Source organism: Shouchella patagoniensis, from assembly GCF_002019705.1.
Taxonomy (GTDB): Bacteria; Bacillota; Bacilli; order Bacillales; family Bacillaceae_D; genus Shouchella; species Shouchella patagoniensis.
In genome coordinates this window covers 4212881-4239662 of the sequence record NZ_KV917377.1, presented here as the reverse complement: position 1 = coordinate 4239662, position 26782 = coordinate 4212881, and the positions used below count along the sequence as shown (strand labels likewise).

Annotated in this window: 24 protein-coding genes and 3 pseudogenes; 5 read left to right on the top strand and 22 right to left on the bottom strand. The window is 36.2% G+C overall.

The window, feature by feature from the left end; all coding sequences use genetic code 11:
• Positions 1 to 125: 125 nt before the first annotated feature.
• From BK584_RS21975 to BK584_RS21955, 5 genes are all read right to left on the bottom strand, one after another.
• Positions 126 to 1991 carry a beta-glucoside-specific PTS transporter subunit IIABC gene (locus BK584_RS21975; RefSeq protein WP_078394575.1) on the bottom strand — a complete coding sequence of 622 codons (1866 nt, stop codon included), beginning with the start codon at positions 1989 to 1991 and terminating at the stop codon, positions 126 to 128.
• Positions 1992 to 2121: 130 nt separating this feature from the next.
• A complete protein-coding gene (locus BK584_RS21970) occupies positions 2122 to 2961 on the bottom strand; it encodes a PRD domain-containing protein (protein WP_078394574.1) in 840 nt (279 codons plus the stop codon).
• A 54-nt stretch (positions 2962 to 3015) separates the two neighbouring features.
• Positions 3016 to 4434, bottom strand: a complete 1419-nt coding sequence (locus BK584_RS21965) for a glycoside hydrolase family 1 protein (protein ID WP_078394573.1) — start codon at positions 4432 to 4434, stop codon at positions 3016 to 3018.
• A 342-nt stretch (positions 4435 to 4776) separates the two neighbouring features.
• Positions 4777 to 5238, bottom strand: coding sequence for an SAM-dependent methyltransferase (locus tag BK584_RS21960; protein ID WP_078394572.1), 462 nt, complete (start codon positions 5236 to 5238; stop codon positions 4777 to 4779).
• A 178-nt stretch (positions 5239 to 5416) separates the two neighbouring features.
• Positions 5417 to 6091, bottom strand: coding sequence for an HAD family hydrolase (locus BK584_RS21955; protein ID WP_245808938.1), 675 nt, complete (start codon positions 6089 to 6091; stop codon positions 5417 to 5419).
• A 278-nt stretch (positions 6092 to 6369) separates the two neighbouring features.
• Between BK584_RS21955 and BK584_RS21950 the strand changes: the two genes are divergently transcribed.
• Positions 6370 to 7437 (top strand): response regulator aspartate phosphatase, encoded by a 1068-nt coding sequence (locus BK584_RS21950; protein WP_078394570.1) that lies wholly within the window; start codon positions 6370 to 6372, stop codon positions 7435 to 7437.
• 307 nt (positions 7438 to 7744) lie between these two features.
• On the opposite strand, the gene BK584_RS21945 is transcribed toward BK584_RS21950, so the two are convergent.
• Complete coding sequence (locus BK584_RS21945; protein ID WP_078394569.1) at positions 7745 to 8125, bottom strand: hypothetical protein; 381 nt, start codon at positions 8123 to 8125, stop codon at positions 7745 to 7747.
• 181 nt (positions 8126 to 8306) lie between these two features.
• Here BK584_RS21945 and BK584_RS21940 point away from each other — a divergent pair, with 181 nt between their 5' ends.
• From BK584_RS21940 to BK584_RS21925, 3 genes are all read left to right on the top strand, one after another.
• A complete protein-coding gene (locus BK584_RS21940; protein WP_078393457.1) occupies positions 8307 to 8663 on the top strand; it encodes a hypothetical protein in 357 nt (118 codons plus the stop codon).
• 548 nt (positions 8664 to 9211) lie between these two features.
• Complete coding sequence (locus tag BK584_RS21935; protein ID WP_078394568.1) at positions 9212 to 9601, top strand: tautomerase family protein; 390 nt, start codon at positions 9212 to 9214, stop codon at positions 9599 to 9601.
• A gap of 700 nt (positions 9602 to 10301) precedes the next feature.
• The gene (locus tag BK584_RS21925) at positions 10302 to 11009 is read left to right on the top strand and encodes a class I SAM-dependent methyltransferase (RefSeq protein ID WP_078394566.1); all 708 of its coding nucleotides are present in this window, start codon (positions 10302 to 10304) and stop codon (positions 11007 to 11009) included.
• Between the two features lie 196 nt (positions 11010 to 11205).
• Here the strand turns inward: BK584_RS21925 and BK584_RS21920 are convergent, their stop codons facing one another.
• The 6 genes and pseudogenes from BK584_RS21920 to BK584_RS21895 form a co-directional block, all read right to left on the bottom strand.
• Positions 11206 to 12123: a DMT family transporter gene (locus tag BK584_RS21920; RefSeq protein WP_078394565.1), complete on the bottom strand. Its 918-nt coding sequence runs from the start codon at positions 12121 to 12123 to the stop codon at positions 11206 to 11208.
• Entirely contained in the window at positions 12120 to 13109 is a 990-nt protein-coding gene (gene gntB / locus BK584_RS21915) for a guanitoxin biosynthesis L-arginine gamma (S) hydroxylase (RefSeq protein ID WP_078394564.1), read from the bottom strand. The genes BK584_RS21920 and gntB overlap by 4 nt, the downstream gene beginning before the upstream one ends.
• Before the next feature lie 280 nt (positions 13110 to 13389).
• A pseudogene (locus BK584_RS21910) lies at positions 13390 to 13608 on the bottom strand (transposase); the annotation flags it as partial.
• A 20-nt stretch (positions 13609 to 13628) separates the two neighbouring features.
• Positions 13629 to 14764 (bottom strand): IS3 family transposase gene (locus tag BK584_RS21905; protein ID WP_139365657.1). Its coding sequence is split into 2 segments (ribosomal slippage): positions 13629 to 14509 and positions 14509 to 14764, totalling 1137 coding nucleotides; the frame shifts between segments, so codons are not numbered across the junction.
• A gap of 61 nt (positions 14765 to 14825) precedes the next feature.
• Positions 14826 to 16343 (bottom strand): ATP-dependent nuclease, encoded by a 1518-nt coding sequence (locus tag BK584_RS21900; RefSeq protein WP_078394562.1) that lies wholly within the window; start codon positions 16341 to 16343, stop codon positions 14826 to 14828.
• A gap of 151 nt (positions 16344 to 16494) precedes the next feature.
• Positions 16495 to 16857 (bottom strand): hypothetical protein, encoded by a 363-nt coding sequence (locus BK584_RS21895; RefSeq protein WP_078394561.1) that lies wholly within the window; start codon positions 16855 to 16857, stop codon positions 16495 to 16497.
• Between the two features lie 18 nt (positions 16858 to 16875).
• Between BK584_RS21895 and BK584_RS21890 the strand changes: the two are divergent.
• Positions 16876 to 17931 (top strand): annotated as a pseudogene (locus BK584_RS21890) (IS256 family transposase); the annotation flags it as partial.
• On the opposite strand, the pseudogene BK584_RS21885 reads toward BK584_RS21890, so the two are convergent.
• The 10 genes and pseudogenes from BK584_RS21885 to BK584_RS21840 form a co-directional block, all read right to left on the bottom strand.
• Positions 17915 to 18984: pseudogene (locus BK584_RS21885) on the bottom strand (reverse transcriptase domain-containing protein); the annotation flags it as partial. The pseudogenes BK584_RS21890 and BK584_RS21885 overlap by 17 nt on opposite strands.
• 645 nt (positions 18985 to 19629) lie before the next feature.
• Positions 19630 to 19992: a lysozyme family protein gene (locus tag BK584_RS21880; RefSeq protein WP_078394560.1), complete on the bottom strand. Its 363-nt coding sequence runs from the start codon at positions 19990 to 19992 to the stop codon at positions 19630 to 19632.
• 35 nt (positions 19993 to 20027) lie between these two features.
• A complete protein-coding gene (locus BK584_RS21875; RefSeq protein WP_078394559.1) occupies positions 20028 to 20339 on the bottom strand; it encodes a hypothetical protein in 312 nt (103 codons plus the stop codon).
• On the bottom strand, positions 20336 to 20605 hold the full coding sequence (locus BK584_RS21870; RefSeq protein ID WP_078394558.1) for a hypothetical protein: 270 nt from the start codon (positions 20603 to 20605) through the stop codon (positions 20336 to 20338). The genes BK584_RS21875 and BK584_RS21870 overlap by 4 nt, the downstream gene beginning before the upstream one ends.
• 878 nt (positions 20606 to 21483) lie before the next feature.
• Positions 21484 to 21807 (bottom strand): (2Fe-2S) ferredoxin domain-containing protein, encoded by a 324-nt coding sequence (locus BK584_RS21865; RefSeq protein ID WP_078394557.1) that lies wholly within the window; start codon positions 21805 to 21807, stop codon positions 21484 to 21486.
• 22 nt (positions 21808 to 21829) lie between these two features.
• Positions 21830 to 23026: an MFS transporter gene (locus tag BK584_RS21860; protein WP_078394556.1), complete on the bottom strand. Its 1197-nt coding sequence runs from the start codon at positions 23024 to 23026 to the stop codon at positions 21830 to 21832.
• Positions 23027 to 23030: 4 nt separating this feature from the next.
• Positions 23031 to 23675 (bottom strand): RraA family protein, encoded by a 645-nt coding sequence (locus BK584_RS21855; protein WP_078394555.1) that lies wholly within the window; start codon positions 23673 to 23675, stop codon positions 23031 to 23033.
• A gap of 33 nt (positions 23676 to 23708) precedes the next feature.
• The gene (locus BK584_RS21850) at positions 23709 to 24515 is read right to left on the bottom strand and encodes a PhzF family phenazine biosynthesis protein (RefSeq protein WP_169871463.1); all 807 of its coding nucleotides are present in this window, start codon (positions 24513 to 24515) and stop codon (positions 23709 to 23711) included.
• 5 nt (positions 24516 to 24520) lie between these two features.
• Positions 24521 to 25873: a glutathionylspermidine synthase family protein gene (locus BK584_RS21845; protein ID WP_078394553.1), complete on the bottom strand. Its 1353-nt coding sequence runs from the start codon at positions 25871 to 25873 to the stop codon at positions 24521 to 24523.
• A 5-nt stretch (positions 25874 to 25878) separates the two neighbouring features.
• On the bottom strand, positions 25879 to 26778 hold the full coding sequence (locus BK584_RS21840; RefSeq protein ID WP_078394552.1) for an aminotransferase class IV: 900 nt from the start codon (positions 26776 to 26778) through the stop codon (positions 25879 to 25881).
• Between the last annotated feature and the right edge of the window lie 4 nt (positions 26779 to 26782).

The window sequence follows — 26782 nt, the reverse complement described above, 5'->3', positions numbered from 1 at the left end:
AGTCTGATCTCGCTGCTTTTCTTTTGTTTGGCTCATTGACTAATCCCTATTGCTTGTTAAACGCACGAATTGCACACAAAAAAACCGTAAATCCTTCTAGAATTTACGGTTTTTCGTTGTCTGCTTTATGATTTTTTCACTTCAATCAAGTTCGCACCAAATTGGACATCTTCCGTTTCAGTATGTGCAATCACCTCATCGTATTCATTCGTATTCGTCACGATGATTGGCGTAACAAGGGAATAGCCTGCTTCTTCAATTGCTTTTCTGTCAAAAGCAAGGAGAAGGTCTCCTTTTTTAACACGCTGCCCTTGTTCTGCTTTTGCATCAAAGTGTGTTCCATCTAAGTTGACTGTATCTAAACCTACATGAATCAGTACTTCTATCCCTTCATCCGATCGAATGCCGATCGCATGACTCGTTTTGAAAAACGTCACAATCGTGCCATCAAATGGCGCACGCACTTCTTCTTCAACAGGGACCACCGCAATCCCTTTCCCCATTATTTCTTCGGAGAACGTTGGATCTTGTACTTCCTGAAGCGGGATGATTTTTCCAGATAACGGACTAGCTACAATCATCTGATCAGTTGTTTGTTCTTCTTTATTTTCTTCTTCATCCGTCGAGTCTTCCGGATCTTTAAAGCCAAGAAAGAATGTCAGTCCCATCGTAATTGCAATGTTAATGACAAATCCTAGAATTAAGAAAATAAACTGCGGACCAGTAAAGACAGGTAGTGCTGTTAAGCCTGGCAAAACAAAAGCCGATGCAGTTACACCAAAACCAGTAATAAACGCGCCGCCGACACCTGCTCCAATTAAAGCAGCAATAAATGGTTTCTTGAGTCGTAAGTTTACCCCATACATTGCTGGTTCCGTTATACCGAGAAACGCGGAAACGGTAGAAGATGCCGCGATGGTTTTTAACGGTTTGTTTTTCGTTTTGATCCAAACCGCTAATGCGGCGGCCGCTTGTCCCATGTTTGCCATGAAGAATACCGGTAGCAAATAATCAAATCCGAGAACAGCGATATTTTGAATCGCAATCGGCATCAATCCATAATGCATGCCAACGATCACCATTAATGGACGCGCAGCACCTAATAAACCACCAGCAAGAATGCCCGCTTGCTCAAATAGCCATGTAACCCCGTCGGCGAGACCCAAGCCTAAGTATGAGCCTAACGGTCCGACTACAATAAGTTGTAATGGAATCATAATAAGAAGAACGATTGTTGGAGTGAAGATAATTCGAACCGCATTGGGCATAACCGCATCAACCCAGCGGCTCACGTAACTTAAGATCCATACAGAGATAATAATCGGAATAACGGTTGAACTATATTGAATAAATGGCAATGGTAAGCCTAAAATATTTAATCCTTCAGCTCCACCTTCTGCAATGGCTTGTGCACCTTGGAGGATTGTCGGATACATTAATCCTCCAGCAAGGGCGAGCGCAATAAATTCATTTGTGTTAAATTTTCTCGCTGCGGAAACCGCTAGGAAGAACGGTAAGAAATAAAACACGGTGTCTGCCACTACATTTAACAAAATCATCGCATCTTGGTCTGGGGCCGCCCAACCAAATGTCGTAATGAGCCCTAAAATCCCTTTGATTAAACCAGCTCCGGCAATTGCTGGAATAACAGGAGTAAAGATTGCAGCGATGACTTCAAAAAAGCGTCCGATTGGATTGCCCTTTTTCTGTTTCTTCTTATTCGAGCCTTCTGTCTTCTGTGCATTTGACTTCTCTTCTACCTTTAATTCCTTAAAGACTTTGGACACTTCATTCCCAATGACAACTTGGAACTGCCCGCTTTGTTCTTGCACCCGAATGACGCCTGGAAGTTTCTCAATCGCTGTTTTTTTTGCCTTTTCATTGTCATGCAAATTAAAACGTAATCGTGTATAACAATGAGTGACATGTTCCACATTTTGTTTCCCACCAACATGTTCTAAAATGGTTGTAGCCACTTTTTTATGATCCATTTCGCTTTCACCTCAATCGAATTTGAGAAACTATATAAAAAAATGACCTAATAAGATAATAGAAAGAATTGCATTCTTCCCTATCGCCTTATTAGGTCATGCCTGCTTTACCAGTAACAATCCTATTGTTTTATTCCGTTTGATACGTTAAGCGCTGAATGTGAATGGTTAAGTACGTGACTTCATCATTGTCCACAACCCATCCCATTTGACTTTCGAGTAGTTTCTTGATTTTTAATGCACATTCGTACGCCTTAGGGTACTTCTCTTGAAGCATTCCACTAATGCCCGTATCAGTCGGTATGTGCGCGTCTCCTGACATTTGTCTCAAGACGAAATAACGCAAATGCGTAATAAACCGGGCATAATGAAGGGAATCTTCATCAAGATCAATGAAGTAATGGTAATGAACAACGTCAATGACTTTAGATACAATTGCTGTCATTTCATACGTTTGATGATAATCTGTTGCTCCGTAGCGCGCGTTAACAAAATGCATCGCAATGGGAACCACTTCCGAATCTGGCAACGGTTGTCCCGTGACGGATTTAATTCGATCTAATGCGCCCTTCGCAAACTGGTATTCTTCTGCATATAAATGCTTCATCTCCCACTTTAATGGGTAGTCCATTTCCATGCCTTCATTTAAACGCTCAATCGCAAACCAAATGTGATCAGCAAGCGGCACAAGCAAGTGATCGCCAATATGCTCTCCCAATCTCTGTTTTCCTTTTTGAATGAGATCGCTGGTTAGAGAAACAATATGGAGCGGGACTTCATCAAAAAACGCAGATAATTTTTCTGACTGATGATTTCCAGACGACAAGACGAATGTTTTTTCAATAAGCTCTGCATCCACCTCATCCCCTGTTTTCTTCTGAAAACCGACGCCTTTACCCATAATAATTTTTTCTGCTTCTCCGTCCACTACTAGAGAGACATTATTGTTAAATACTTTTTTGATTTGCATATCCTTTTCCTCGCATTCACATTGACTGAAGCCAACGTCCTCTACTGCGTTAGATTACGTTAACCGCTTCCCATTGGATTCGATCATACTTTGATACCAATAATAGCTTTTCTTTTTAATTCTACGCATCTCTTTTAAATCAAAATTTTCACGGTCGACGTAAACAAATCCGTATCGCTTGTCCATTCCATTGCGTCCGCTTACAACATCAATAAACGTCCATGCACAATACCCAAACACATCAACACCATCGTTTAATGCGAGCTGTACTTGTTTAATATGTTCATTAAGATAAGCAATCCGGTAATCATCGTGCACCATGTCCCCCTCGTCAAGTTCGTCATAGGCACCCATACCATTTTCCGTAATAATGATAGGCAGTTGATACCGTTCATTGAGCTCTCTTAATGTAAGACGCAAACCAACCGGATCAATCTCCCAACCCCAATCAGTCGCTTGTAAACGATCGTTTTTCACCACTTGAAAGACGCCAGCTTCAGCTTCTGCTAAAAGCGCTTCTTTTTGATACCCAATCGGAAATTCTTCTGTCGCCGGGAACGATGTGACCGTTTCCGAGAAATAGTAATTAACCCCAATCATCGTTGGTGGGTATTGCTTCATTAAATCCAAATCGCCGTCTTCTATTTGCGGCATATAATTCCGATCTGCGAGGTACGTCTGAAATGGCTTCGAGTACTCCCCTCTGCAATGAAGATCAAGAAGATAATTATGTTTAATTAACATCGCATCTTTGCTTGCTAAATGATCATCAGGATGAGCGCTCGCTGGATGAACCATTGAATACGAAACAGCCGGCCCAATTTTCCCTTTCATGCCTAGCTCATGGAACGTCTTAATCGTCAAAGCCGTCGCTACACACATATTGTGGTTGGCCTGATAGCCTAACCTCATTTGTTCGTACCGATCATCCCCGGTTAACCCTAGGCGACTAGGAATACGTACGACGTGATCTTGCTCATTGATCGTTAACCAATACTTCACGCGATCACCAAACGTTTTAAACAAAAATTCAGCATACGCACGGTAATCTTCAATGCTTTTTCTCGACATCCATCCTCCATATTGTTCCACTAAATCTTGCGGATAATCAAAATGATAAATAGTAATGAGCGGTTCAATGTTGTAAGACACCAATTCATTAATTAAATCATTGTAGAACGCCACGCCCTCTTCATTGACTTCTCCATTCCCCTTTGGAAAAATACGTGTCCAAGCAATCGAAAAGCGATAGACTTTCAAGCCCAAATCCGCCATTAACTTTACATCTTCTTTATAGCGATGGTAATGATCAATCGCAACTGAAAAATCAGTAATTTTTGGGTTCTTTTTCATCACATCAATAACAGAGAGCCCTTTTCCACCTTCATTTTGTGCGCCCTCTACTTGAAAAGATGAAGTAGCTGCTCCCCACAAAAAATCACTTGAAAACGTCTCGTTTTGTTTATGTTCCATCTAAACAGTCCCTCCCAATGTTCATATAGGCACAAAAAAACCTAGATAAAACACAGCTGTCGCAAACGCAACATCTCTATTTTACCTAGGTCATGCCTGATCGAATCAGTGACAATCCTTTAATTTGATTTGAGTGTATCAAAGCTTGATTAGAGAGTCAACCTATTTTTATACAAATATAGTTTTTAAACCTCACAGAAATAGAAACAACATGTTTGAACAGACGTAGTCCAAAAATTCTCTGCTAGTTGGCCTCACTCAAGAACAAAAAATCTATATGCCTTGCTTCTGTGGCTTTGATACCATTTTAAGCATGTGAATGAAAAGAACTTTTGTCATCGTTCATTTCCAATATCGTCCCATTAAGTCGGATACCCATTCGGGCTGGGTTACATTTTCGAAAGGCAAAAATTCTTTCATTACTGGTTTAATATCAATGATTGGTGTCCCATTAATTGCATCCAATCCCTTCACAATGAGTTCATCTGCAGAAGAATGCTCTAGTAGCTTAACCGTTGTCACGCCAAGCTTATTTGGTCGATTCTTACCCCTTTGAGCAAAAATCCCTACTTTCGGATACTCTTTATTATTCCGGGGGTGCCGAGCTTCCCATTGGACATGACGATCCTCTACTAAATGAAAACAAAAAATAATTTCCAAGTGTGAAAACGAACTTATCCCTTCCAATGCGACTGGATTGATGGATGGATGAAACTTTATTGTCGAAACTACTTCACCCCACTGATCATCTTCAACTACTAAACGGTCGTTTTTAACGGTTGCGATCGGTTGCAATGTAAACATATTCTCACTCATCCTTTACGTTTTTCTTAATGATATAACAGACAACAAGGATGTGCTATTTCGCTTTTACGATCGAAAATGATAAGTATTTTTAATCATACTAGCAAATGACCGGTGGCAAATCGTGTGGATTGTTGCGGTATATACTGAAAGTAGGATAAGGAATTAAGGGTTAAATTCAAGGAAAGTAACTTAATAATCTGTTAAGTGAGCGGATCTCTGCATACGGTTTTATTTCCGTGTCATTCGTTATCTTATGAGGATTAAACCATATGCCTTTTATCTTTGCATGTTGACAGCCACTAATATCCTTTTCTAGATCATCTCCAACGAATAATGCCGTTTCCGGTTGCACATTAAGCTTATTTAATGCTAAATCAAATATGCGTTTATCAGGTTTACTAAGTCCCACTTCTTCAGAAATAATGATTGTATCAAAACAATCATTTAATTTAGTGTTCCTTATTTTTGCTTTCTGTCTCTGAGTCGAACCATTTGTGATAATGGCCACTTTAACTTGCTTTTGAATCATGTTTACGACATTTATCGTATTTGGATCTATCGAAAAACAATTGGGAAAATGATGATCCCAAAAATCTTGAATCGAATCTCTTGGCAACCTATAGTTTGGTGGAAATTCATTAAAAAAGGATTCAAAAAGCTCGGTCTTATCACTATAACCATAGCTTCTTTTATCATATTCCTTAAATCGTATCAACATTTCACTTTCGGCTACCTGTCCAACATTTTCATAGCATGTTTCTATCACAAGTAAAAACATGTTATCTACTGCCTTATTCCTATCAAGTAAAGTATCGTCTAAATCAAATAATACGGCTTTATGCTCTCTCAAACTCATTCCTCCCTACTACGATTTATAGTTTTAAATTTTACATTGTATCAACATTAGCATATTAGCGAAAAGAAAATGTTTATAATAGGTAAAGAAGTGGATCGATCCATTATTCAACAGAATTTGTTACTCTTTTATTACCAGTCGTCTCTCTATTATATAGGTATTTAGTTCTGTTTTTTGTTGGGAAACATTAACAAGTCATTTCTTTTAACTAAGAAGTTGTATAAAATTGTAAGTAATTATCAGAAAAAACGGTGAATAAATGAGGTGATTGAGTGAAAGCGACAAAAGGAATACAAATTGGAGAATTATGCGTTCAGTGGGCAAGTTGCATTACTGCACTTGATCTTGAGAAAGCAGAAGAATTAAGGACAACCGTTTTTGAAAAGCTGCCTGACATTGAGGAAGATGACAAGATTATAGCGTATGTCCAACTTCTAGATTTCAAACACAACATTGTAAACGAGCGTATTGCTAACGATCAAGAACCAATCCTTCCACAAACCGAATCAGATTACCTTCTCGATTTTAACAAGTATTATTATTTAGGTCGCTATGAATTTTATTATGGAAGGTATAAGTCTGCTATTTCCCTTTTTAATAAAGCTGAACAAGAGTTACAAAATGTTAACAATGAAATGGAGAAAGCAGAGTTTTATCACTTCTGCGGTTTATCTTACTATAAAATAGATCAATATACTATAGCCACACGTTATCTTGAAATGGCTGTAAATATCTTCGAAAAAGATGAAAACCACTTAGAGCGATTAATAAATTGTTATATTGCATTAGGGGGCATTGCTGTTGAGCTAGATATAAACGGCGATGGTGAGTCTTATTACAAACGCGCTCTTAGTGAGTCGAAAATTTTTCCTGAAACTCATGCATTAGCTTATAGAGCATTAGGGCTATTGTCAATGAGAAAGAACGAATTGCAAAAAGCACAAAATTACTTCGTTTCTGCACTCGCAATTAAAGAACATCGTGAGAGCGTCTTTGGAATAAAAACGAAAACTAACCTTGCCAGCGTTTTGTATCGTATTAGCGATAAAGAAGCATATAATATGTACCATACTGCATTACAAGAGGCAAAAAGATTTGGTCAAGTTGAATACCTGGCAAGATTAAAAATTATTTTCTCTATTTATGAAGAGTTTTCAGAAAAAGAGCTTGATAATCAACTTGATAAACTTGTAAAATTAAATTGTTCAGCCTCTTTAGTAGCAGAAGAAATTTCAATGATATTTAAAGAACGAAATGAGTTTGAACTTGCTTTAAAATATATGACGTTTGCGTTTAAAACACGTATTAATTCTCAAATATTAGGAGGTAATCAAGAATGAAAAAGTTCATCTGTGCTTTAGCTATTTTATCATTTATTATTGTTGGATCTACTACTTATAGTCCTTCGATCACTCCAATGAGTGATAAAGTAGATACAAGATAATAAATAAGTAAGACTAGTGGGTTATAAGCCCACTAGTCTTTTTTATTACTCCCTAGTAAAATCCACTCATCGTTTTTGTGCACTTCTAACTCAACTTGATGTTCCAAATTCGCAATCTCCATCTAGTCATCCACTCTTAGAGTCACTGTCCACTGCTGCGTCCGACTTCTTTCCTCATAAAAGCGACGATATAGGCCCTCTTGTTACCGGTGGCAGATCGTGCCGATTATTGCGTTATTGCGGTATATGCTGAAAGTAGGATGATTAACCTTTATTCTCACAAGTTGGATGTTTGTCGCAGTTTCTCGGCCCACGTTAATCAAAGAGATTGGGAGAATCAGGTTTTCTTCACCAGAGATATTTTTTATAAAGATCTCTTGAACTAACAACAGATGAAAGTAGGGAATTAAAGATACTCTACTCGTGTTTTTAGCATCATTGATTTGCTCTTCTTGCTCGCTTTGTCTTTTATTTTCCTTATAGAACTCCCATAATCTCGTTATTCTATGATTTTTATAACTTAAATAGATTCCTATACCTGATAAAACAACCGCAATTGCCGCAATCCAATTTGACATGTCCATAAACATCCTCCTTGTATCATTAACGGTATGTAGGAAAACTTATAAAGGGATATGATAGAACTGTATCAACAAGATATTAGTGAACTTGAAAGTATAATAGATGCCTATAAAGAAACAATGCATGTGTTATTTGATACTGACATTGAGTTAGCTGCAAAACTTCGATAAGGAGGTATACATAATGTTCGATTGGCTAAATCCTAATGTAGGTACATATAAATTCTCTTTTGATGAAACTAGCTTTGAAGAAAACGCCCGTACTAAACTTAGCCGTATTCGAGACAAGATGGATACAACTTCGGTTCGGTTAAAACATACCGAAACCATACTCGCAGATCAAGATGGGGAATTTGTTAAAAGTTTGCTTGAGCGTCTAAACGATTTAGTAATAGCAAGCGAAGTAAAAGATGTCAGTATAAACACAGCAAGCCTATTGCATTCAGCAACTTTTACAGACAACATATCGGATTACCATAAGCAAAAATATGATATTCATACAGAGTTGGATCAAGAGGCATTAAAGCTTACCTTAAAATAACAACCTATTCGTATACAAGTTCCTTGAGCTTGTATATTTTTGTAGTTACCAAATTGAGCAATCTCCTTTTTCACTTATTCCTCCAAAAAATGCAATCTCTTCTCATGAATATCAGCATTTTAACGTAATAAAGGTTTGTAATCTGAATAAATTAAAAGCTTTTCCATTAATGAAAAAGCTTAATGTGACAGTACTTACGAAGGTGGTAAAAAACAAAAAATTGTTGAGCACCACCACTTTATACCTTACCATTTCTGTATCAGTGGTTTTCCGTGAAGCCCATTAATACTGGATTATTGGTGCCTCTCTCCCCTCTCAGATCTTATCTATTCCACCTGTTTGTGATTGGTTTGTTAGCAATTTGGTTTGCAAACTTTTTTTAGCATAATGTAATAGAATAAACTCTTTCTATTTATAATGAACCATTAACGAAATAAACAGTATTAAACTGACGAGACAGAATACTTGAAGAAGGAATTTCTAACCTCTTTATAGAATGTTGATTATTCTTAGCCGAGTTTAGCTGAGATGAGAAAGGTGAGATGAGAATGGCACAGATTAAAATTTATGGAGTTAAAGAAAAGTTAAATCTAATTAAGGGAACATTATCAAATGTTATTCATTCATGTATGATGGAAGCACTAGAAATTCCCCCAAATAAGAAATTTCATCGTTTTTTTCCTATGGACAAAGAAGACTTTTATTTTGCAAGCGGGAGAACTGAAGCATATACCGTGATTGAAATTAGTATGTTTGAAGGTAGAACGGTAGAAGCAAAAAAACAATTACTAAAGCTACTATTTGAACGTATAAATAGTGATTTGAGTATATCTCCTCTAGATATTGAAATTACAATTTTTGAAACACCAAAACATAACTGGGGAATAAGGGGATTTCCTGGGGACGAGTTAGCATTGAATTATAAAGTTAATGTATGAGTAAGGGCATGAAATTAATGAACGCCTTTTACTTATTCAAAAATCGGGGGGCTTTAGTTGTTCTATAAAGCTGCTCACTAATATACCATAAAGGACGCTTATCTTGAATCAAGTTCCCAATTGTTAAACTCCACTAACAATTGGAGGTGAGGTTCATGAACAAGCGTCTTTTTTTATATTTGCCATAAGTTTAAATAAACTTTTTATTATAAGACTATTTCACTTTAATGTAATAAAGGTTTGCAATTCTATTTTTGAATAAACTTAGAGATTTTCTATTAATGAAAAAGCCTAATGCGACAGTACTTACGAAGGTGCTTAAAAATAGAATTTTGCTGAGCTCCACCACTTTATACCTTACCATTTCTGTATCAGGGGTTTTACACGGACTCCACTTTTCCATGAAGCCCATGAGAATAGGATTGTTGGTGTCCTTCTCCCCTGTTCGATCTCGTTAATTCCATCTGATTGTGATTGGTTTGTTAGCAATTTGGTGTGCAAACTGACTAGTACATAGATGATAGAACCGTTTATTTAGAAATCGACGTTAAACTGATTACATCTTGTACTACATTTCCATAACGGTTTTTCCTTATTCTCATGTAATGAAAGGGGCGGATTTATTTAAGAAGGTGCTATAGATTTCATCTCGAATGATATAATGTGCGTTACTATCATTCATTAGTTGAGGTGAGCTATCTTGAGCGGAGTTGAGAACAGTAAAAAGTTAGATTTAGAACGTATCGTTTTTATTGGAAGAACTTATGAGGAATATCTTAATATGTTCTTGCTTTCAGAAGAGGAGTTGTTTGGAAAAAAAGTTCTTGATTGCCCTGCAGGTGCATGTTCTTTTACTGCTGTAGGTAACAAGTTAGGGTTAGACATTATTGCTTGTGATATTGCTTATTATCACTCTGGCAATTTACTTTTATCAAAAGGCCTACAAGATATTGAACATGCGATGGTTCATATGGAAAAAGCGTTTGGTAACTATAATTGGAATTACTTTAGCGACATACCAGATTTAAAATCTCATAGAGTTAGCGCCTTAACAAATTGTTCAAATGACATGATAGAGAATGCTGAAAAGTACATTCCTGTTACCTTACCTACATTACCGTTTAAAGACGATCAATTTGATATCGTTCTGTCTGCTCACTTTTTATTTATGTATGATGATAGATTAGACTATCCATTTCATATTTATACTTTAGAAGAGTTGTTAAGAGTAACAAAGCTAGAGTTACGTATTTTCCCATTAGTGAACTTAGAAGGAAAAAGGTATAAAGAATTAGATAACATAATCAAATCTTTAAAAATTCGGGGTTATGAAGTCACAGAAATAGCCGTCAACTACGAATTTCAAATAAATGCGAATTCAATGTTGAAAGTAAGGAAGTTGACGTAATGAGAAAGACTTTAAGGAGCTAACAAGCATGTTAATAAGGGTTTAAACTTGTTTAGTTGACGGAGACTTTAGTTGAAGAACGTACAAAATTAACATCCATTAATAGGGCTAATGAGGTTATTTGAAAAGAAAATTAAAGATACTAATTTGCAACAAAAAAAGAGAACTTCCAGAAAAGGAAGCTCTTATAAAATTATTACCTCTGCTTATCTAACAAATTAGCTGTTCTCCTTTTCAGACTAAATCTCTCACCAAATTCTGAGAAATACATAGCTAATAGAATTAGAAAAGCACCAACCCATTCAAATCCTTCAATTATTTCCAAAAAGAATATATAAGCAAATATAGACGCAAAAATTGGCTCGGTTAACTCAAACAGTTGGACTTTGTTTGCTTCAATTAAGGTTAAAGCTTTTACAGTACAATAAAATCCTACTAATGTAGGAAGTATGGCAAGAGCTAACAAAGGGATCACAGTCTCAGTTTGAGGCAAAACAACTCCTTCAATTGTAAAAGGAATAATTAAATAGACACATCCAAAACCTATTAGATACCAAAGTGAGATTAACCCACCATCTATCCGGAATTTTTTGGTTAAAACTAAAAATAATCCATATCCTACCCCTGCGATTATTGCAAGCAATATACCTATATTAAAGACAAAATTCATCTGTTGATAGCCTATCATACAAGCTAGGCCTATTACTAATAATATAAAGCCTATATATTGATGTGTCTTTTTATTCTCTGCTAATAAAAAAGTGCTCAATATAAATGTAACGACCACCGAAGTCCCGAGTAATATAAACACCACAGTTGGAACGGTTGTATAATTATAGGCTGTAGTTTCAAAATAATAGAGAACAAATATTCCCAAAAATGAACAAACCGCTAATTTGAACACTTTAATATCTTTAAATAACTTTTCCCTTAAACTCTTCTTAGAAAAAATTATAATTGATAATGCTATGAATGCAATAAAGCATTTATAAAATGATACAGCAGTTGGAGTAAGGTTATACTCAAAAATTCCTTTGCTTAATACTCCTACCGTACCATTCGCTACACCAGCACCAATGGCTAACAAGATACCTATTATGTATAATTTATTCATAAATCTTTTATTCCTTCACTTTCTTCATTTTTCAAATTAGGTAACTTATTATTTTTTAATAAATCCCATATTAATGCAGTATTCTTGTTTGACGATATGAACACCCCACCCATTTGTTCATTTGCACGTTTATAATTTGGGTCTTTCATCATAGCCTTATGTGCTTTAGGTACGTTCCAATATGGAATAGTTAAGGCTAGATGATGAGTTAAATGATAGTTTTCTGCATGTATACTTAAAAAGAATGCTTCTAGCCAATGACTAAACCGGTTTCTAGTCATATATAGACTATTATTGTACTTATCAACTAAAGGATAGTGTTCGGCCATTTCAATAAACCAACCTATAACCATAAAAGCTGTAAAGTAAGGAATAATCCAAAACAATAAAAATTCAGTAAAAAATCCAAAAATCGAAATAAAGGATAATATTAAAACCCAATATATCGTCAGATTTATGTACTGTCTTGGATAATTTTTAAACTGCAACATTCTATGCTTAAATACATAATAACTATAACTGACAATATTTAATAAAAACAATGGTTTTAATACATACTTTACAAAAAAGTGATTTCTATTCTTTAAACGATATAAACCTGCCTCTAAGTGATAAACATAATCAGGGTCTTTTTCCTTATCACCGAGATGAGGATGATGTCCTTTGCAATGTGAATCTCGATAATTATAATATTCTTGACCTATTAAGTATCCAGATAAATATGTCCCTAAAAAGTAATTTATTTTTCTGTTTTTTGCCAAAACACTGTGTGCTGCATCATGCAATATTGTTGCTAAAGCTCGCTGACGAGCCCCTATAATTAGAACAGCTACCGGATAAAACCACCAACTTATTTGTCCAAGATAAATAGCTAAAGCAATAATTAAAAAGTCATAGATAATTCCAATTATACCTCTGTAGTTATTAGATTTCCTTAAAGATCTTAGCTCTGTGTTAATTTCTTTAGAAAAACGGTATATTTCCAAATGACTCTCCCCTTATTTTTTTTTAATAACAAAGAATATTTAACCATCAATATAAAATAAAAGCAATACTATATAAAAAGTTAATACTTTTCAATTTATTATACTGACGTGATAATACGCTAAAGCGCAAAAGTTCACTTGACGATTTATATGTTCAATTACTAATGTCAAACTAATTTCTAATGTTATAGATAACCTTTAAAATATAATTGGTTCGGAACCGTCAAGAATTTTGTGTAAATAGAAACCCTATTCCTAGTAACTAAATCATCTCATACGCTCATTTCTGATCAAACATCTCCAATAATTCGGCACGTGCTAGTTCAAATCCAAGGTGACACCGTGTTGAAAACTTTTGGTTATAAGGCTCGAATTGGCGCACCAAAAAGCGTTCAATTGAAGATTCGTTTGGGAATTGTTCTTTGCGCTTGCTGTATTTCTTTAGCTGTTTGTTAAACGACTCGATGAAGTTTGTTGAGTAAATGCTTCGCCAAATCGCTTTGAACCGTCAACACTTTTCTAGACACTTTTTTTGTGGGCGGTTTGTTTGAATTCAATCGGGCTTTGATACTGTAAGGTTCCGTGTATGCGAAAATGGTTATACCAATGAAGATAGTCAGCTAGTTCACGTTCTAAGTCCGTGGTTGTGTCGAACGTATAGCGCTTTAGGAACTCGACTTTCACGATATGAAACATCGATTCAGCTACCGCATTATCGTAGGGACATCCTTTTAGACTTAACGAACGTTCAATCCCAAACGCCAGAAGCGATTCGTCAATGGCTCGGCTTGTAAATTCACTCCCTCGATCGGTGTGGAAAAGCGTGATTTTTCGTAAATCTCCAGTGACAGAAGCGAAGGCTTTTTTAACAAGTTCACTCGTTTTATTTGGTCCGTGACTCCATCCGATCACTTCTCGATTATACAGATCAAGCAGTAAACACACATAGTGCCACCGCCTGTTTACGCGTGTATATGTGAGATCACTTACGATACTATGTCGTTCTTCTTCTTGTGCAAACGAGCGATTTAACTTGTTGGCAATGACCGCCTCGTTACTCGGTGTTCTTTTGGGTTTGTATTTCGCAACGGTATAAACGGAAACCAACCCTTGGCTAGCCATGATTCGGCCAATCCGTCGTCTCGAGACATGGTACCCTTCTCGAAGAAGCAATGCTTTCAATTTACGCGTTCCATAAGTCCCTCGATTTTCTAAAAAAAGCCGACGAACGAGTGATGTCAGCGCATCCTCTTTGGGTTTACGTTGAGTATGTTTAATCGCATAATAGTACGTACTTCGAGAGAGGTTTAGGACGGCACACATTGCTGATACCGAGTATTTGTGAGCGTTATTCCGAATCACATTTACTTTCGTCCCATGATCAGCGCGGCTTGCTTTAAAATATCATTTTCCATTTTGGCGTGAGCCAATTCTTTACGTAATCGCTGGAGTTCTTCCTCTTGTTCAGAACGGTTATCTTTTTCCTTAAATGATCCAGATGTCGTTGCCTGTTTGATCCATTTGTCTAAAGAGGACGGGGTTAGATCATACTCTCGAGCAATCGCAGCTCGCGATTTCCCACTCTGATGTAACTGAACCATTTGCTTTTTAAATTCGGGTGTAAACGTTCGACGTTCTCGTTTTGATTGGGTCATGACACTCGCTCCTTATGGGTTCTTATTTGTAGTGTAATCCCCCACAAAAACGTTGTCCAATTTAGTGTAGCCGATTCAATTCATCATCTTCAACATTAATGCCAAGCCCCTCTAAAACTGTGTTTAAATGTTCCTGATTATCTAACGAATACTCTAATACAACTTTAGACTCTTCTAAATAATATTCATATGGTTTTATATCTGAATCTGTAATAAGTGATACAGGTAGTTTTAATGCTGGAAATCCCTTTTCATACCAAGATTCAGATCTCGAAAAAATGTTAGTATATCTTTTAAAGGCTGTGCTTCCCAGATTAACAATAGATACACCATATTTGTGAAGTGGTCTATCAATAATATCTGCTAAAGCTGGCACAAGTAAATTTTCGGCATCTCCCTCGACTAAAATAACACCCTTTGCGAAAAATAGATTACTTTTTGTTACATCAAGAAACCTTTCCAAGAATTTATAGTCTTCATTATCTAATTTTGTGTTTCTATAAGATAAAGGATATGCATAGTTATCATGCATTAATATTAGGTGTTCAAGTGATACTGACGATGCCAAACTTGTACTATGTGTAGATAAAATAAATTGACCATTTGTATTCTCTCTTGATAGAGTCTCTTGCAAGAATTTAATTAATCTTAACTGCGCCTGAGGGTGCAAATGTGCTTCAATTTCTTCTATTAGAGTTAGTGATGGTCCAAATTCGCTTTCATCGTTCAATAAAAGTAATTCAGCAGCGATAAACAATAAGTTTAAACTGCCCAAACCGGATACATTCTCTTCTAGTTTCAAAGCTAGCTTACGTAATATACTACTTAATTTTGACGAGGATACCTCAAAACTAGGTTCATAGGGCTCTAGAGTTTTCGGAAAAAATTCATTAAGATATGAGACCAATTCATCCTTAATACTTAATTTCTTATTTTCAGACTTATTATCAAAATAAGATTCAATTTGTTGATTAGCAAGATTTAATATTTCTTCTAATTCATGTATCTCTCCATCAGCAGTTTTAAATGCAGAATGCCCTTGTAAAATCTGAGCTAACCTAGATTTTAAACCTGGACGTAATTCATTCTCTGCATCTCTAAGAGGTTTTAAATATGTTGTTTGTAATATCTCTTTAGCCTTGCCTTCTAAAATCATATCAGCATTTTCAGGACCTGCTTTAATAGTCCTTTCAAATCTATTTGATAAGAACCCATTTCTAATTTGCCTTACATTTAAACGAACTAGAAGCTCATACTCACCTAAATCATCAAAAGATAGCCATTCTAGAAAGATACCAGCTTCATTTTCATTTAGATCAGAAAAGGTGCACTCTATTTTAAAATTATCAACCGATAAGTTATTACTACAATAAAAATCTTCCTCAGTAATTCTAGGATTTTCCTTACTAATTGTGCCTAAAGTTAAGCGAATAGCGTCAATAATAGCCGTTTTACCTGAATCATTTTCTCCGATAATCAGATTGAAATTTTTATTAAATGAAACTTCTAAACCAGCCTTTCCATCGCTACTTCCTTTGAATTTTCTAAAGTTATAAAGTTTTATTTTTTTTAGATACATATATCCTCCTAATACTATGTATTATTAATTCGGTATACTTCTATTGAATATGTTTTTTATAGAACTTAACACTCCACCTAATATGCGTTTATAAGCTAATCCTTAATTCATTTCCTATTCGTATGTCTGTCTACTCATCGCGCACTTCCCTCTAGCTTGAATATTCTATAGCTAAAGAATGTATACTTTTTCCATGTACTAATAAACCATTGCCTCTAAATACAAATATCTCATAACCATTTTCCCCATTTTTTTGAACTTGTCCTGTAGTATTTATTACAATATCATCTCTTTGTGCTGCATACTGTTCTATAAGATAAAACCTTCCACGATAAAAAGTATTTTGGGCTGTAAAACTCTCCGAAAAATTAATAGCTACTTCTATGTTGTTCTTACTAATTGTTATTGTAGCAGTAGTTTCTGTGAGAGAGCGTAAAATATCTTGTGTAAATGAATAAAAGCACGAAAAAAGGAAGCCCTTTTCTAGTAGAATTAAGTCACCACAACCAACCACAGAAAAGAGGACTTCCCTATGACTGATTTTACTACAGATCTTGCGCAAGCTCTAGTTCAAAAAGGAGATGTACAAGAGATTTTTCGCTCCCACTTAGAGGTAGCGGTCAATACGCTTTTAACGACCGAGCTCACGGCGTTTTTAGACTATGAAAAATACGACCGCATTGGTGTGAACTCTGGGAACTCAAGGAATGGCTCGTATTCACGTACACTCCATACCGAATATGGGGATCTTCAAATCCACATCCCGAGAGATCGGAACGGCGAGTTTCATCAACAAACCATTGCTCCCTACAAGCGATCAAATGATACGCTTGAATCATTTGTTATGCATATGTATCAAAAAGGCGTAACTACAAGTGAAATCGCTGACCTTTTGGAGCGGATGTACGGCCACCATTACACACGTCAAACCATTTCAAACATGACTAAAACGATGGAAACGCAAGTCAGAGCTTTTAAAGAACGACAGCTGGCAAAACGCTATGTATGCATCTATTTAGATGCCACGTTTATTGCGGTGAAGCGGGACACCGTTTCAAAAGAAGCGGTTTATTTAGTCATTGGCATTCAAGAAGATGGCTCGAGAGAGGTCTTGGCTTATACGATTGCTCCTACAGAGTCAGCGTTTGTTTGGCAAGAAGTTCTTGAAGACCTACGTGAACGCGGGGTTGAAGAGGTGCTTTTGTTTATTTCAGATGGGCTAAAAGGCATCAAAGATGCCATCCAACAAATCTATCCAACATCACGTTATCAAGCGTGCTGCGTCCATCTTTCTCGTAACCTCGCCCATAAAGTAAGAGTCTCTGATCGTGCGGAAGTGTGTGAGGACTTTAAACGGGTGTATCGTTCTTCGAGTCAGAAAGAAGGACAAGAAGCCCTAGATGCATTCATAGAAAATTGAAAAAAAGCGTATCCTCGTGCGATGAGAGCCCTTGAAAAGAACGACTCTATTCTCACATTCTATGCTTTTCCCAAAGCGATTTGGAGAAGCATTTACTCAACAAACCTCATCGAGTCATTTAACAAACAGCTAAAGAAATACAGCAAGCGCAAAGAACAATTCCTAAATTATTTTTATCTGAAATATGTGAACGACAAACCCATTTCTTCTTTTTAGGTACGACGTGTAACGAGTACCCTAAGAATTCGGATTTATTTTTTTTGAGATTGATTACTTTTGATTTCTCTGGCGAGATCTCCAATTTCAATCGCTCTTTCAGATAAGATTTTGCGGCAAAGAACCACTTTTGGGCTGACCGCACATCTTTTGCTAGAATTTTAAAGTCATCGGCGTATCGAACGATAAATCCTTCTTTCAATTGTGTACGTTTCATCGCTCGTTTCCGATTAGCGTCATTTGTGTACTGGGTCGTTGTCTCAAAATAATGCCACTGACTTGCGATCCATTGGTCCAACTCATTCAAAACCACATTTGATAGGACTGGAGATAAAACTCCACCTTGTGGGACTCCTTTAGTCGGTATGCCTTCCCCTTTGATCGGAGCCTTTAGAATCGAATGGATGATTTTTAAGACTCTTCGATCCTTAATCCCTATGTTCCATAGTTGTTTCAAGAGTAATGTATGGTTGACATTATCAAAGAATCCTTTTATATCAATGTCTACAGCGTAGTGAAATTGATTCCTACTAATGAGGAACATCACTCTTGAAATGGCATGCCTTGTTCCTCTCATCGGGCGAAATCCATAACTATGTTCATAGAATTTAGCTTCGCAGATCGGTTCTAAGATTTGTTTAATCATCTGCTGGATCAACCGATCAAACATGTCGGAATACCTAAAGGTCTTTTTTCTCCACTTGGTTTTGGAATGAAGACTCTTTTTACCGCTTTGGGTTTATAGTGGGATAAGTTCTTACGAACAATTCGTAAGAACTCGTCTTTGGTCATTGGTTTGTAGTGATCGATGGTGTAAGAGTCAAACCCTGCAGTTTTTGAACCTCTATTGGATTTAATGGTTCGATAAGCTAATAGAATATTGTTCTCTGCTGTTAGCCGTTCGTACAAGCTATAAAACGATCTCTGTTCTTGACTCTTTTCATATAGCTCATCGAAGGTTTCTTGCATGTTGTAATATTCCCAATATCTCATTGTTGCGTTCAACTGTGGACACCTCCTCGGTGCTTGCCCACATTCCTACCAGACCATTGAACTTAATTTAGTTGAAATCAACGATAGATCAATAAGACTTGGGGCTATCCCTCCACGTTCATTAGACGTTTCATCGGTACTATGCCCCTACTTTCACAAGGATGAAGTAATTTCAGCGTATGCCTTATTTACACCTGCCCAGTAGTAGCTGTTTGGTTTAGCAGTTCCTTGCTTACCACGTTCCAATATATCTAGCTATCCATGATAACCTTAGGTGTTTGCTATAAGCCTGTGAAATTGTAGATTCATTGTTATCTACACCGAATTTCATACGTCGTGACTCTTACTTTTCGGCATTTCACCATACTCTAGGTATGCTATATCTTTCGATATAGTGCAATTTTAGACCCGTACATTCGCAAATTCGTCAGTCCTTTATTGGACATTCTCACCATAGTTACCTTTTCAGCCATCCGGCCTATCCTACACCATATAGTGTCTTACCTACTTAGGCTTGTTCAGCCGACTTCACCTGGCTTCACACATCTTTTATCTACTCACAAAAGATGCATGCAGGAGTCTCAACGGAGTTGTTTCAACTCAACTTGACGGTTTTCATTCCAACTCTCGATATATTAGTTGTTATTGCTTGATTACTTAAGCAACACTCTCTTTTCGTGCAGAAGCACTTATAGAGAAACGTGTCACACCAGATGATTGCATAACATCGGCAAGTCGTCCACCGCTTTCTTGCATCGTCATCGCCATTAAAATTTCGATATAGTCTTCAATACCGTTTTCTTTTGCATAACGTTCAAAGTATGGGTGATACCGTTCAATCTCTGGGCTGACTCCGTTAAATGTATATTCCGAATCAATGTCGCTCTCAATCTCGGAATGGGCGTCGCTACCTGTCGTGTTGCTTTCACCTGTGATTACCATGACAATGCCCATGAGGATCATTGCCACAAATAAAAATGGTACAGCAGCAAAAAACAATCCACAACCTAGCTTTTTCATGTCTCATCCTCCCTCTTCACGACAAAAAGGAACGTCTATTTAGACGCTCCCTTTGCTCTACGTGTGTGTCGATCTTCTTCTTTTTCAATCGCTTCTAATTCTCTTTTTTCATTGTGCTGTGCGGTTCTGATAGATTCTGTCTTTGGTTGACCATGGCGTTCATCGAGCCTTTTATTTGGTTGAACCGCTTGATTCTCTTTGTTTTGTATCCATTGAGGTTCGTTTTGTGAAGGTTTTTGTTCCGTTCGTTGATTTATAGGATTTACTCCTTTTGTTTGACGTAATTGATTGTCTCTCTCTGGTTTCTCTACCGAACGCAACGCTCGATGATCGTCTAAGTACGTCACATCACCTTGTTTGATAGACGTACGATTCGATTGATCCTGATTATCACGCGGCTGTGGTTGCTTCGTTCGTGTTCTCTTTGAGTAATTTCTTGTCTCGGAACGTGACGTTCTTCTTTTTGTTGAACCGCAACTGGGCTTAAATCATCTCTTGGTTGCTTTTGTTCCTTGTGCTCTTGTTTAGACGTTTGTTTTTCCGCTTTCTTCTTTCGCTTTTCTGCTTTCTTTTCTTCACGTATTTGTTGAGGTGTCCGTTCAGCACGTTTCATGTGGTCATGGTGTGCAACCGTGGAAGACGGGCTTTCTTGTTTCCCATCTGTTTGTGGTTTTCGTGCTTCTGCTAGTTGCGCATCGTTTCGACCTTCTTTGACACTCGGACGCTCACTTTTTGGTGGCGCTTGATGCTAGGTTTGCTGAATAGGCGATTCCCGTAAACCTGCCGGGCGCGTAACACACTAGTTTCAAACTAACGATTGAAACGAAGCTTCACAGGGATGTGCTTATAACGGCTGTTTTCATATTCTCATAGAGAATCTGTTCAGGAACGACCGCAGCCTGAAAAGGTTAGAGTGAACTGGAAACTACAAGGTACACAATACAACAAAAAAGAGACCTTACCAAGTGTTTCTCCTAGAAAAGCAACTATTCAAAAAAAGTATAACAAAGTGCCCGTAACAACACGTCGCTAAAAATGTGTTAAATCGCGATTTCAAGTTCCAGCGACCAAATGAAGAATGGGTACCGCACGTATGGATTCTCTCAGAAAGCGTATTTAATTGCCATCCGAGATTATATAATAGTTCTATTATTAGCTACGTAGTGGGGAATTCGAACAACAATTACTTGTTTTCGATACCCTGAAGCAAGGAACTGCTGCCTATCCAGAAGCAACCTCCCTCTTACATAGCGATCGGGGGTTTCAATACATGTCACTTAGGTTCAAGCGATTGATCGACAGCTAACCGATGGAATAGTTTTGTAGAATATACAAATGTGAGAGCTATGCACTCAATTCGTACAATTTATCCTCTGAACTGAATACGTCGATTGATTCCTACAAGGCTTTTATCATAACGGTTAAATGGCTTGATTGTCTACTTGATAGGGTGCAATTCACAGAGACGGGTTCAATCGACTACTCTTGCCATTAATCCATTTCCAAAAATTGTTTTTTCTCAAAAGTATAGAGAATATCAGTATCAACATCTATTTTATCATCTACAAGAGAATTTATGATGTCTATGCTGTTGTCTTCGTCGACATTTCCATACCAATTACCATCTGGGTAACTAATAACAATACACCCTGAAGAGCACTCGCCATTACAGAATGTGCGCGAAGTAAATACTTTTTTATTCAAATTGGCCTTTATTAATTCCTTCCTAATTGCAGTAGTAAGTTCAGCAGCTCCTTTTTGCATACATTTCTTCCCATTACAAATAAGGAGGTGTCTGTTTGCTCCTGGTATCATAAGTAAAGGTTTCTCCTTTAATTTATTGTTTTAGATAACGAGTCCCCAAAATAGCAATTAGAATTACAGTTATTCCGATTAAAGAGAACACCACGGAGAATTGAGTCAATTCTGCTAATAATCCCAATGTTAAACCTGCAAAAAGCATAATTATAGAATTGAAAAGATTAACTATAGAATGTACTCTTCCAGCAATATTAGATTCAGTTTTTTTCATTACTAATGACATCAACAAAGATCTGCTTAAGGATATAGCAAAACCCACAATAAACATACTAATGACAGCTATTAGTATTTGTTTGTTGAAACCAAAAACAATCTCAAATAGACCTATGCATACTAAGCCTATAAAAATAATTCGAACATCTGGAATCTTATCTTTGTTTAGTTTTAGGAGAATGAATCCTCCCAAGGAAGCTCCTATTCCATAACTTAAATTAATATAGCTATAGTGTCGTGCGTTTAAACCAAGTTCAATATAAGTAAAAGCACCAATGAGTACATTGTTTGTTTGTACTACAAGGCTAGGAACTGCTAAAAATAAAACGCAAACGAACAACGCTCGTTCCTGCTTAATATAGCTAAATCCTCCACCTGTTTTTAATTTAGGGTTCTTTTCAATTTTGTTTTTATTTTCTCTGGTTTGATATCTCAAAGCAGCGAAACATAGGGCTGACAATAGATATATAACACCGTTAATAAATATATATCCTTTAGGATCGAATATTGTAACTACTATACCACCAATAGCGGTCCCAATAATCATCCCGACTTGACTCAAGCTTTCAATTTTTGCATTTGCTTTAAGTAAATTCTTCTTAGAAGTAAATTCTTGTATTAAAGATTTGCTGCTTGGATAATAAAAGGTATTAGCCACAGCTGTCAACAAGGATATTAAATAGAGGATCATTAGATTAAAATCAACAGGCCAGAACAAGACCATCATTGCAAAAATAAGCATTGTCACACCCTGAACGAATATACTGAGCAAACTAATTAATTTTCTATTTACCTTGTCGACTAAAGAACCTGCTAATGTAACTAAAAGTATTGCAGGTAATGCTCTTATAAACAGCATAATTCCAATTGTCAATGGACTACCCGTTAATTGTAATAGAGCCCACGATATAGCTATGCCTTGAAAACCAATACCAATGAAATTAATCGTATTTCCCGTTAATATTAATTGGAGATTTGCCTTAGAAGTGTTTGTATCCATTATGTTACATTCTTAAAGCAAATTGGTTATAATCGTGAGTTTCACGTGAATCTCTAATCTCTTTACCCGAAGCAATGTCAATTCTAATTCTATTTTCCACTACCTCTATTTCTTGCGCAAGAGGTATCACCTTATCAATTAATTCCTTTGGTATATGCAAAAGACCAGATGTATCAACTACAACAAAATCGTCGGGATTAATTTTTGTTCCTTCAATCACTATAGGTTCTTGAATGGACTTTAACTTGACACGATTCTTACCTGATTTCATATATAGGCCAGTTGAGTATATGGGATAATCTATATTTTTAATTTCTTCTATGTCTCTAAAACAACCGTAAACAATAGTCCCAGTTATCCCCTTATTCTTAGCATATAAAGAAAGAAGGTCCCCCCAGACTGTACAGTCCTCTCTGTTATTGTTTGTGATCATTACTACAGTTCCTGGATCAACTTCTTCTATATAATCTGCTGCTTTGGCTGGCTCACTACTGTCTGCAAACTCAACTGTAAAAACCGGACCAATTATCCTCTTATCGCATGAATAAATACGAAAATTTTTTATTCCCCCATTGTAACCTAGTACATCTAGCGCATCTGATATTGCACTTGTAGTTAGTTGCCCCAACTCTGTTACGTAACTTTCCATTTTACTAAATTCCCCCTAGTTTTGTACTTATATTTATCGCGGAGTTACATGCCCTCCAACAAATATTGACCCGTTTACCTCTTTGATAAAAATTTTACATCTATTATCAAATAAATGCCCCTGCTCTACTTTGAACTCTTGGAGATCTCCATAACGCTTTTTCAACACTAGTCCCAATGCTCCAGCAGCAACTCCGGTAGCAATATCTTCTTGAATACCACTTAACGGATTGAAGCTACGTGCAAAAAAATCTGATGAAGGATCTATAGTATCCCTTGTAAAAAGGAAGAACCCGTTAAACTTATAGTCAAGAGATATTCTCTTTATAAGCTCAAAATGAGGGTTAACCTTTTTTATAGTGTTTAGATCCTCTAGTTCCACAAGCAATTTGGGACTCCCAATACTCGCTTCATAGAATTCTGGTTCCACGAAATCGGATGCATGTAATCCAAATGCCTCTGCCACCAAATCTACATCTAATTCTGCCTTCCTTATATTTGCAGAATCAGTAGAAAACCAATATTTATCTTCAGTAACAGAAAATGATACCTTCTTATCGCCCAATGTTAGATGATCACAATTTATACAGTTGCTATTTAAAAACCTATACAAAGCAAGTATTCCATGACCACAAAAGTTAATTCTTTCTGAAGAAGAATAAATTAATACATCTTTTACTATAAGATCATGAAGGGTAACAAAGACTGATACCCCCTTATTTTCCTTCGCGATATCTAACAGGTTATAATTCTCAGACTCACTCAACCTTATAGGGATTACGGTTGCAGGGTTCCCTTCGTTGTTATATTCCGAAAATACGTTATATTCTTCTTGTTTCATATTCATCACCTCTCAGTTAAAATAACATGTTTACTGCCCCCCTGAAAGATATTCATTTTTTTCTGACTACTAACCTTCGAACCGAATCCACAAAAGATAGAATTTAAAATGAAAGCATCTAAACTGAAGGGGATCTGAACAGTAGCACTATAATCCCCATTGGGAACGTATGTTTTTTTTGGTTCTATATATTTTTGTATTGTATAACCTTTGTTCATTTTCCTTTTTACTAATTTATCCCATATTTTTTGTGATGTTGATGTTCCTATTGTAACACCATCTCCTCTTATGTCATAGGGAGCTTTCAAAACAAGATCGTCCTTATATTTCAGAACAAAATCTATTAATTCAATTTGCTCACCACTGTGTGTTGTCGTAGTATCTTCTAGTTTTCTAGACCAAGGAATATGCCTTCGTAAGAGCCCCCTCTCCTTTACAGAAAACAAGTAATGAAATTTCGGATCAGATAAAACTGCTGAAGTCAGTTTATTCTCAGATATAAGTCTTGATTGAAAATTATTAATTACAACCGTCTCTGTATTTATCAAACTAATAACTTTGTCCTTCGCTTCAGCTGATTGGTAATATTCAAAGAAATTGGCTGTATTTATCTTATTCCAGATTAGATCGATTTTCTTCTCTTGATAATACAGAAACCCTTCCTTTTCTACTAAATCTTTTAAATCGCAGATGTTTACAACTACGTCCAATCCTGAATACATTTCCTTAAAGGTTAACATCTCTAAACTTGGTGATGCATCTTTCTGGAGGACAACAATGTGTTTCACCTGATCACCTGGCCGCTTCTTTTGATATATACTGAGTAATTGTTCGTAGAAAAAGTTATCACGATCAATATTCTCAAAGACAATATCTCTATTACTTAAATAACTCTTTGATGTGTTCATACTCTTTATTATTTTGTTTATTCTACCTGTAAAAATTAAACCTGCCGGACAATCAGTATTGTTTTCTATTACATTAATATCACCTGTTTCTTCACTGATTAAACAATCAAAACGAGAAACCAAAATTTCATTTTTTTTATGAGCTGTTTCTGTAAGAATACACTGACTAAAATCATCTAGAGAATAAAAAGATTGTATATTTTCGTCATTCAAATATGCACTATTAAGTTTATTTAAGATCGTAATCAAATCCTCGAACATTTCTTTAGCATAATTACGAAACTCTTGATCTACAATTGAAATTTTGGGTGATAATTGGAATTCTGTATTTTTATAATGATATCCAGTTTGTTTTAAAGCTTTTTCTAAATCATTAATCTCTGCTTTTATCTTTTCTTTGTGTTCATTAAAATAGTTAATATAACTCACTTCTTTGATCATATCGGCCATTTTTATCACTCCACTGAATTTATAAAAGTTCTATATATATTGTAATTGTCTAGTCCACGGACCAATGAACGATGTTTGTTATTCAATACTTCATAAATTGAACTGTTGTTGGATTCAAATTGGTAACCATCTATAGTTCCTATGGATATCAACTCTGCGCCAGTTCCTACTATAAAAAGTTCATCAGCCAAATAAAGTTCAGTACGATCTATTTCTCTTTCAACAACCTTAATTTCACTTATTTTTGCTAAATTAATAATAAGTGTTCTAGTAATACTTTCTAGAATTCCATCTGTTATCCTAGGAGTATTCAATACACCATCTTTAACCATAAATAATGAAGCAGTCGGGCTCTCGGCTACACCACCGTTAGCATTAAGTATGATGCTGTTATCAAAACCATAATCTCTCGCTTCCAACATAGCCAACCTGCTATTTTGATAATTGGAAATACTCTTTATTCTCGGCGGCATATCGTTATCATTAATTCTTCTCCAACTACTAACCATAACGTTTATTTTGGGTTTTAGAAGCACTTCTTTTTTAGGTTTTATGGTTACAGTAATAGATGCTTTGCCTCTAGTGTATATCTCACCCTCTTCAAAAACTGAAGCAGCTAATCTAATATATATATCTGTATTGATTTTATTTTGGTTGATTAGGCTTATAACAAAATCTTTGACCTGCTCTCTGCTATAGTCACATTCTAACTTTACCAACCTCATCGATTCAAAGAAACGCCTAATGTGCTCATTCAATTGAATAATATTAACTCCGTCCTTTTTTTTATCTTTGTAAGCTCTTATGCCTTCAAAAACACTGGATCCGTATTTCATACTAAGTGAGTTAAGATGAATCCTTGCGTTTTCATAATCAATGATTTTTCCATTTATTGATGCTAGCATGGTG

Coding starts and splice junctions, on each gene's coding strand:
- BK584_RS21870 (WP_078394558.1), bottom strand. CDS start 20,605: ATGAAACGTGCTGAACGGACACCTCAACAAATACGTGAAGAAAAGAAA.
- BK584_RS21855 (WP_078394555.1), bottom strand. CDS start 23,675: ATGGAAAGTTACGTAACAGAGTTGGGGCAACTAACTACAAGTGCAATA.
- BK584_RS21960 (WP_078394572.1), bottom strand. CDS start 5,238: ATGTTTACATTGCAACCGATCGCAACCGTTAAAAACGACCGTTTAGTA.
- BK584_RS21840 (WP_078394552.1), bottom strand. CDS start 26,778: ATGCTAGCATCAATAAATGGAAAAATCATTGATTATGAAAACGCAAGG.
- BK584_RS21920 (WP_078394565.1), bottom strand. CDS start 12,123: ATGAATAAATTATACATAATAGGTATCTTGTTAGCCATTGGTGCTGGT.
- BK584_RS21860 (WP_078394556.1), bottom strand. CDS start 23,026: ATGGATACAAACACTTCTAAGGCAAATCTCCAATTAATATTAACGGGA.
- BK584_RS21940 (WP_078393457.1), top strand. CDS start 8,307: ATGTTCGATTGGCTAAATCCTAATGTAGGTACATATAAATTCTCTTTT.
- BK584_RS21935 (WP_078394568.1), top strand. CDS start 9,212: ATGGCACAGATTAAAATTTATGGAGTTAAAGAAAAGTTAAATCTAATT.
- BK584_RS21845 (WP_078394553.1), bottom strand. CDS start 25,873: ATGGCCGATATGATCAAAGAAGTGAGTTATATTAACTATTTTAATGAA.
- BK584_RS21880 (WP_078394560.1), bottom strand. CDS start 19,992: ATGAAAAAGCTAGGTTGTGGATTGTTTTTTGCTGCTGTACCATTTTTA.
- BK584_RS21965 (WP_078394573.1), bottom strand. CDS start 4,434: ATGGAACATAAACAAAACGAGACGTTTTCAAGTGATTTTTTGTGGGGA.
- BK584_RS21900 (WP_078394562.1), bottom strand. CDS start 16,343: ATGTATCTAAAAAAAATAAAACTTTATAACTTTAGAAAATTCAAAGGA.
- BK584_RS21975 (WP_078394575.1), bottom strand. CDS start 1,991: ATGGATCATAAAAAAGTGGCTACAACCATTTTAGAACATGTTGGTGGG.
- BK584_RS21970 (WP_078394574.1), bottom strand. CDS start 2,961: ATGCAAATCAAAAAAGTATTTAACAATAATGTCTCTCTAGTAGTGGAC.
- BK584_RS21865 (WP_078394557.1), bottom strand. CDS start 21,807: ATGATACCAGGAGCAAACAGACACCTCCTTATTTGTAATGGGAAGAAA.
- BK584_RS21945 (WP_078394569.1), bottom strand. CDS start 8,125: ATGGACATGTCAAATTGGATTGCGGCAATTGCGGTTGTTTTATCAGGT.
- BK584_RS21850 (WP_169871463.1), bottom strand. CDS start 24,515: ATGAAACAAGAAGAATATAACGTATTTTCGGAATATAACAACGAAGGG.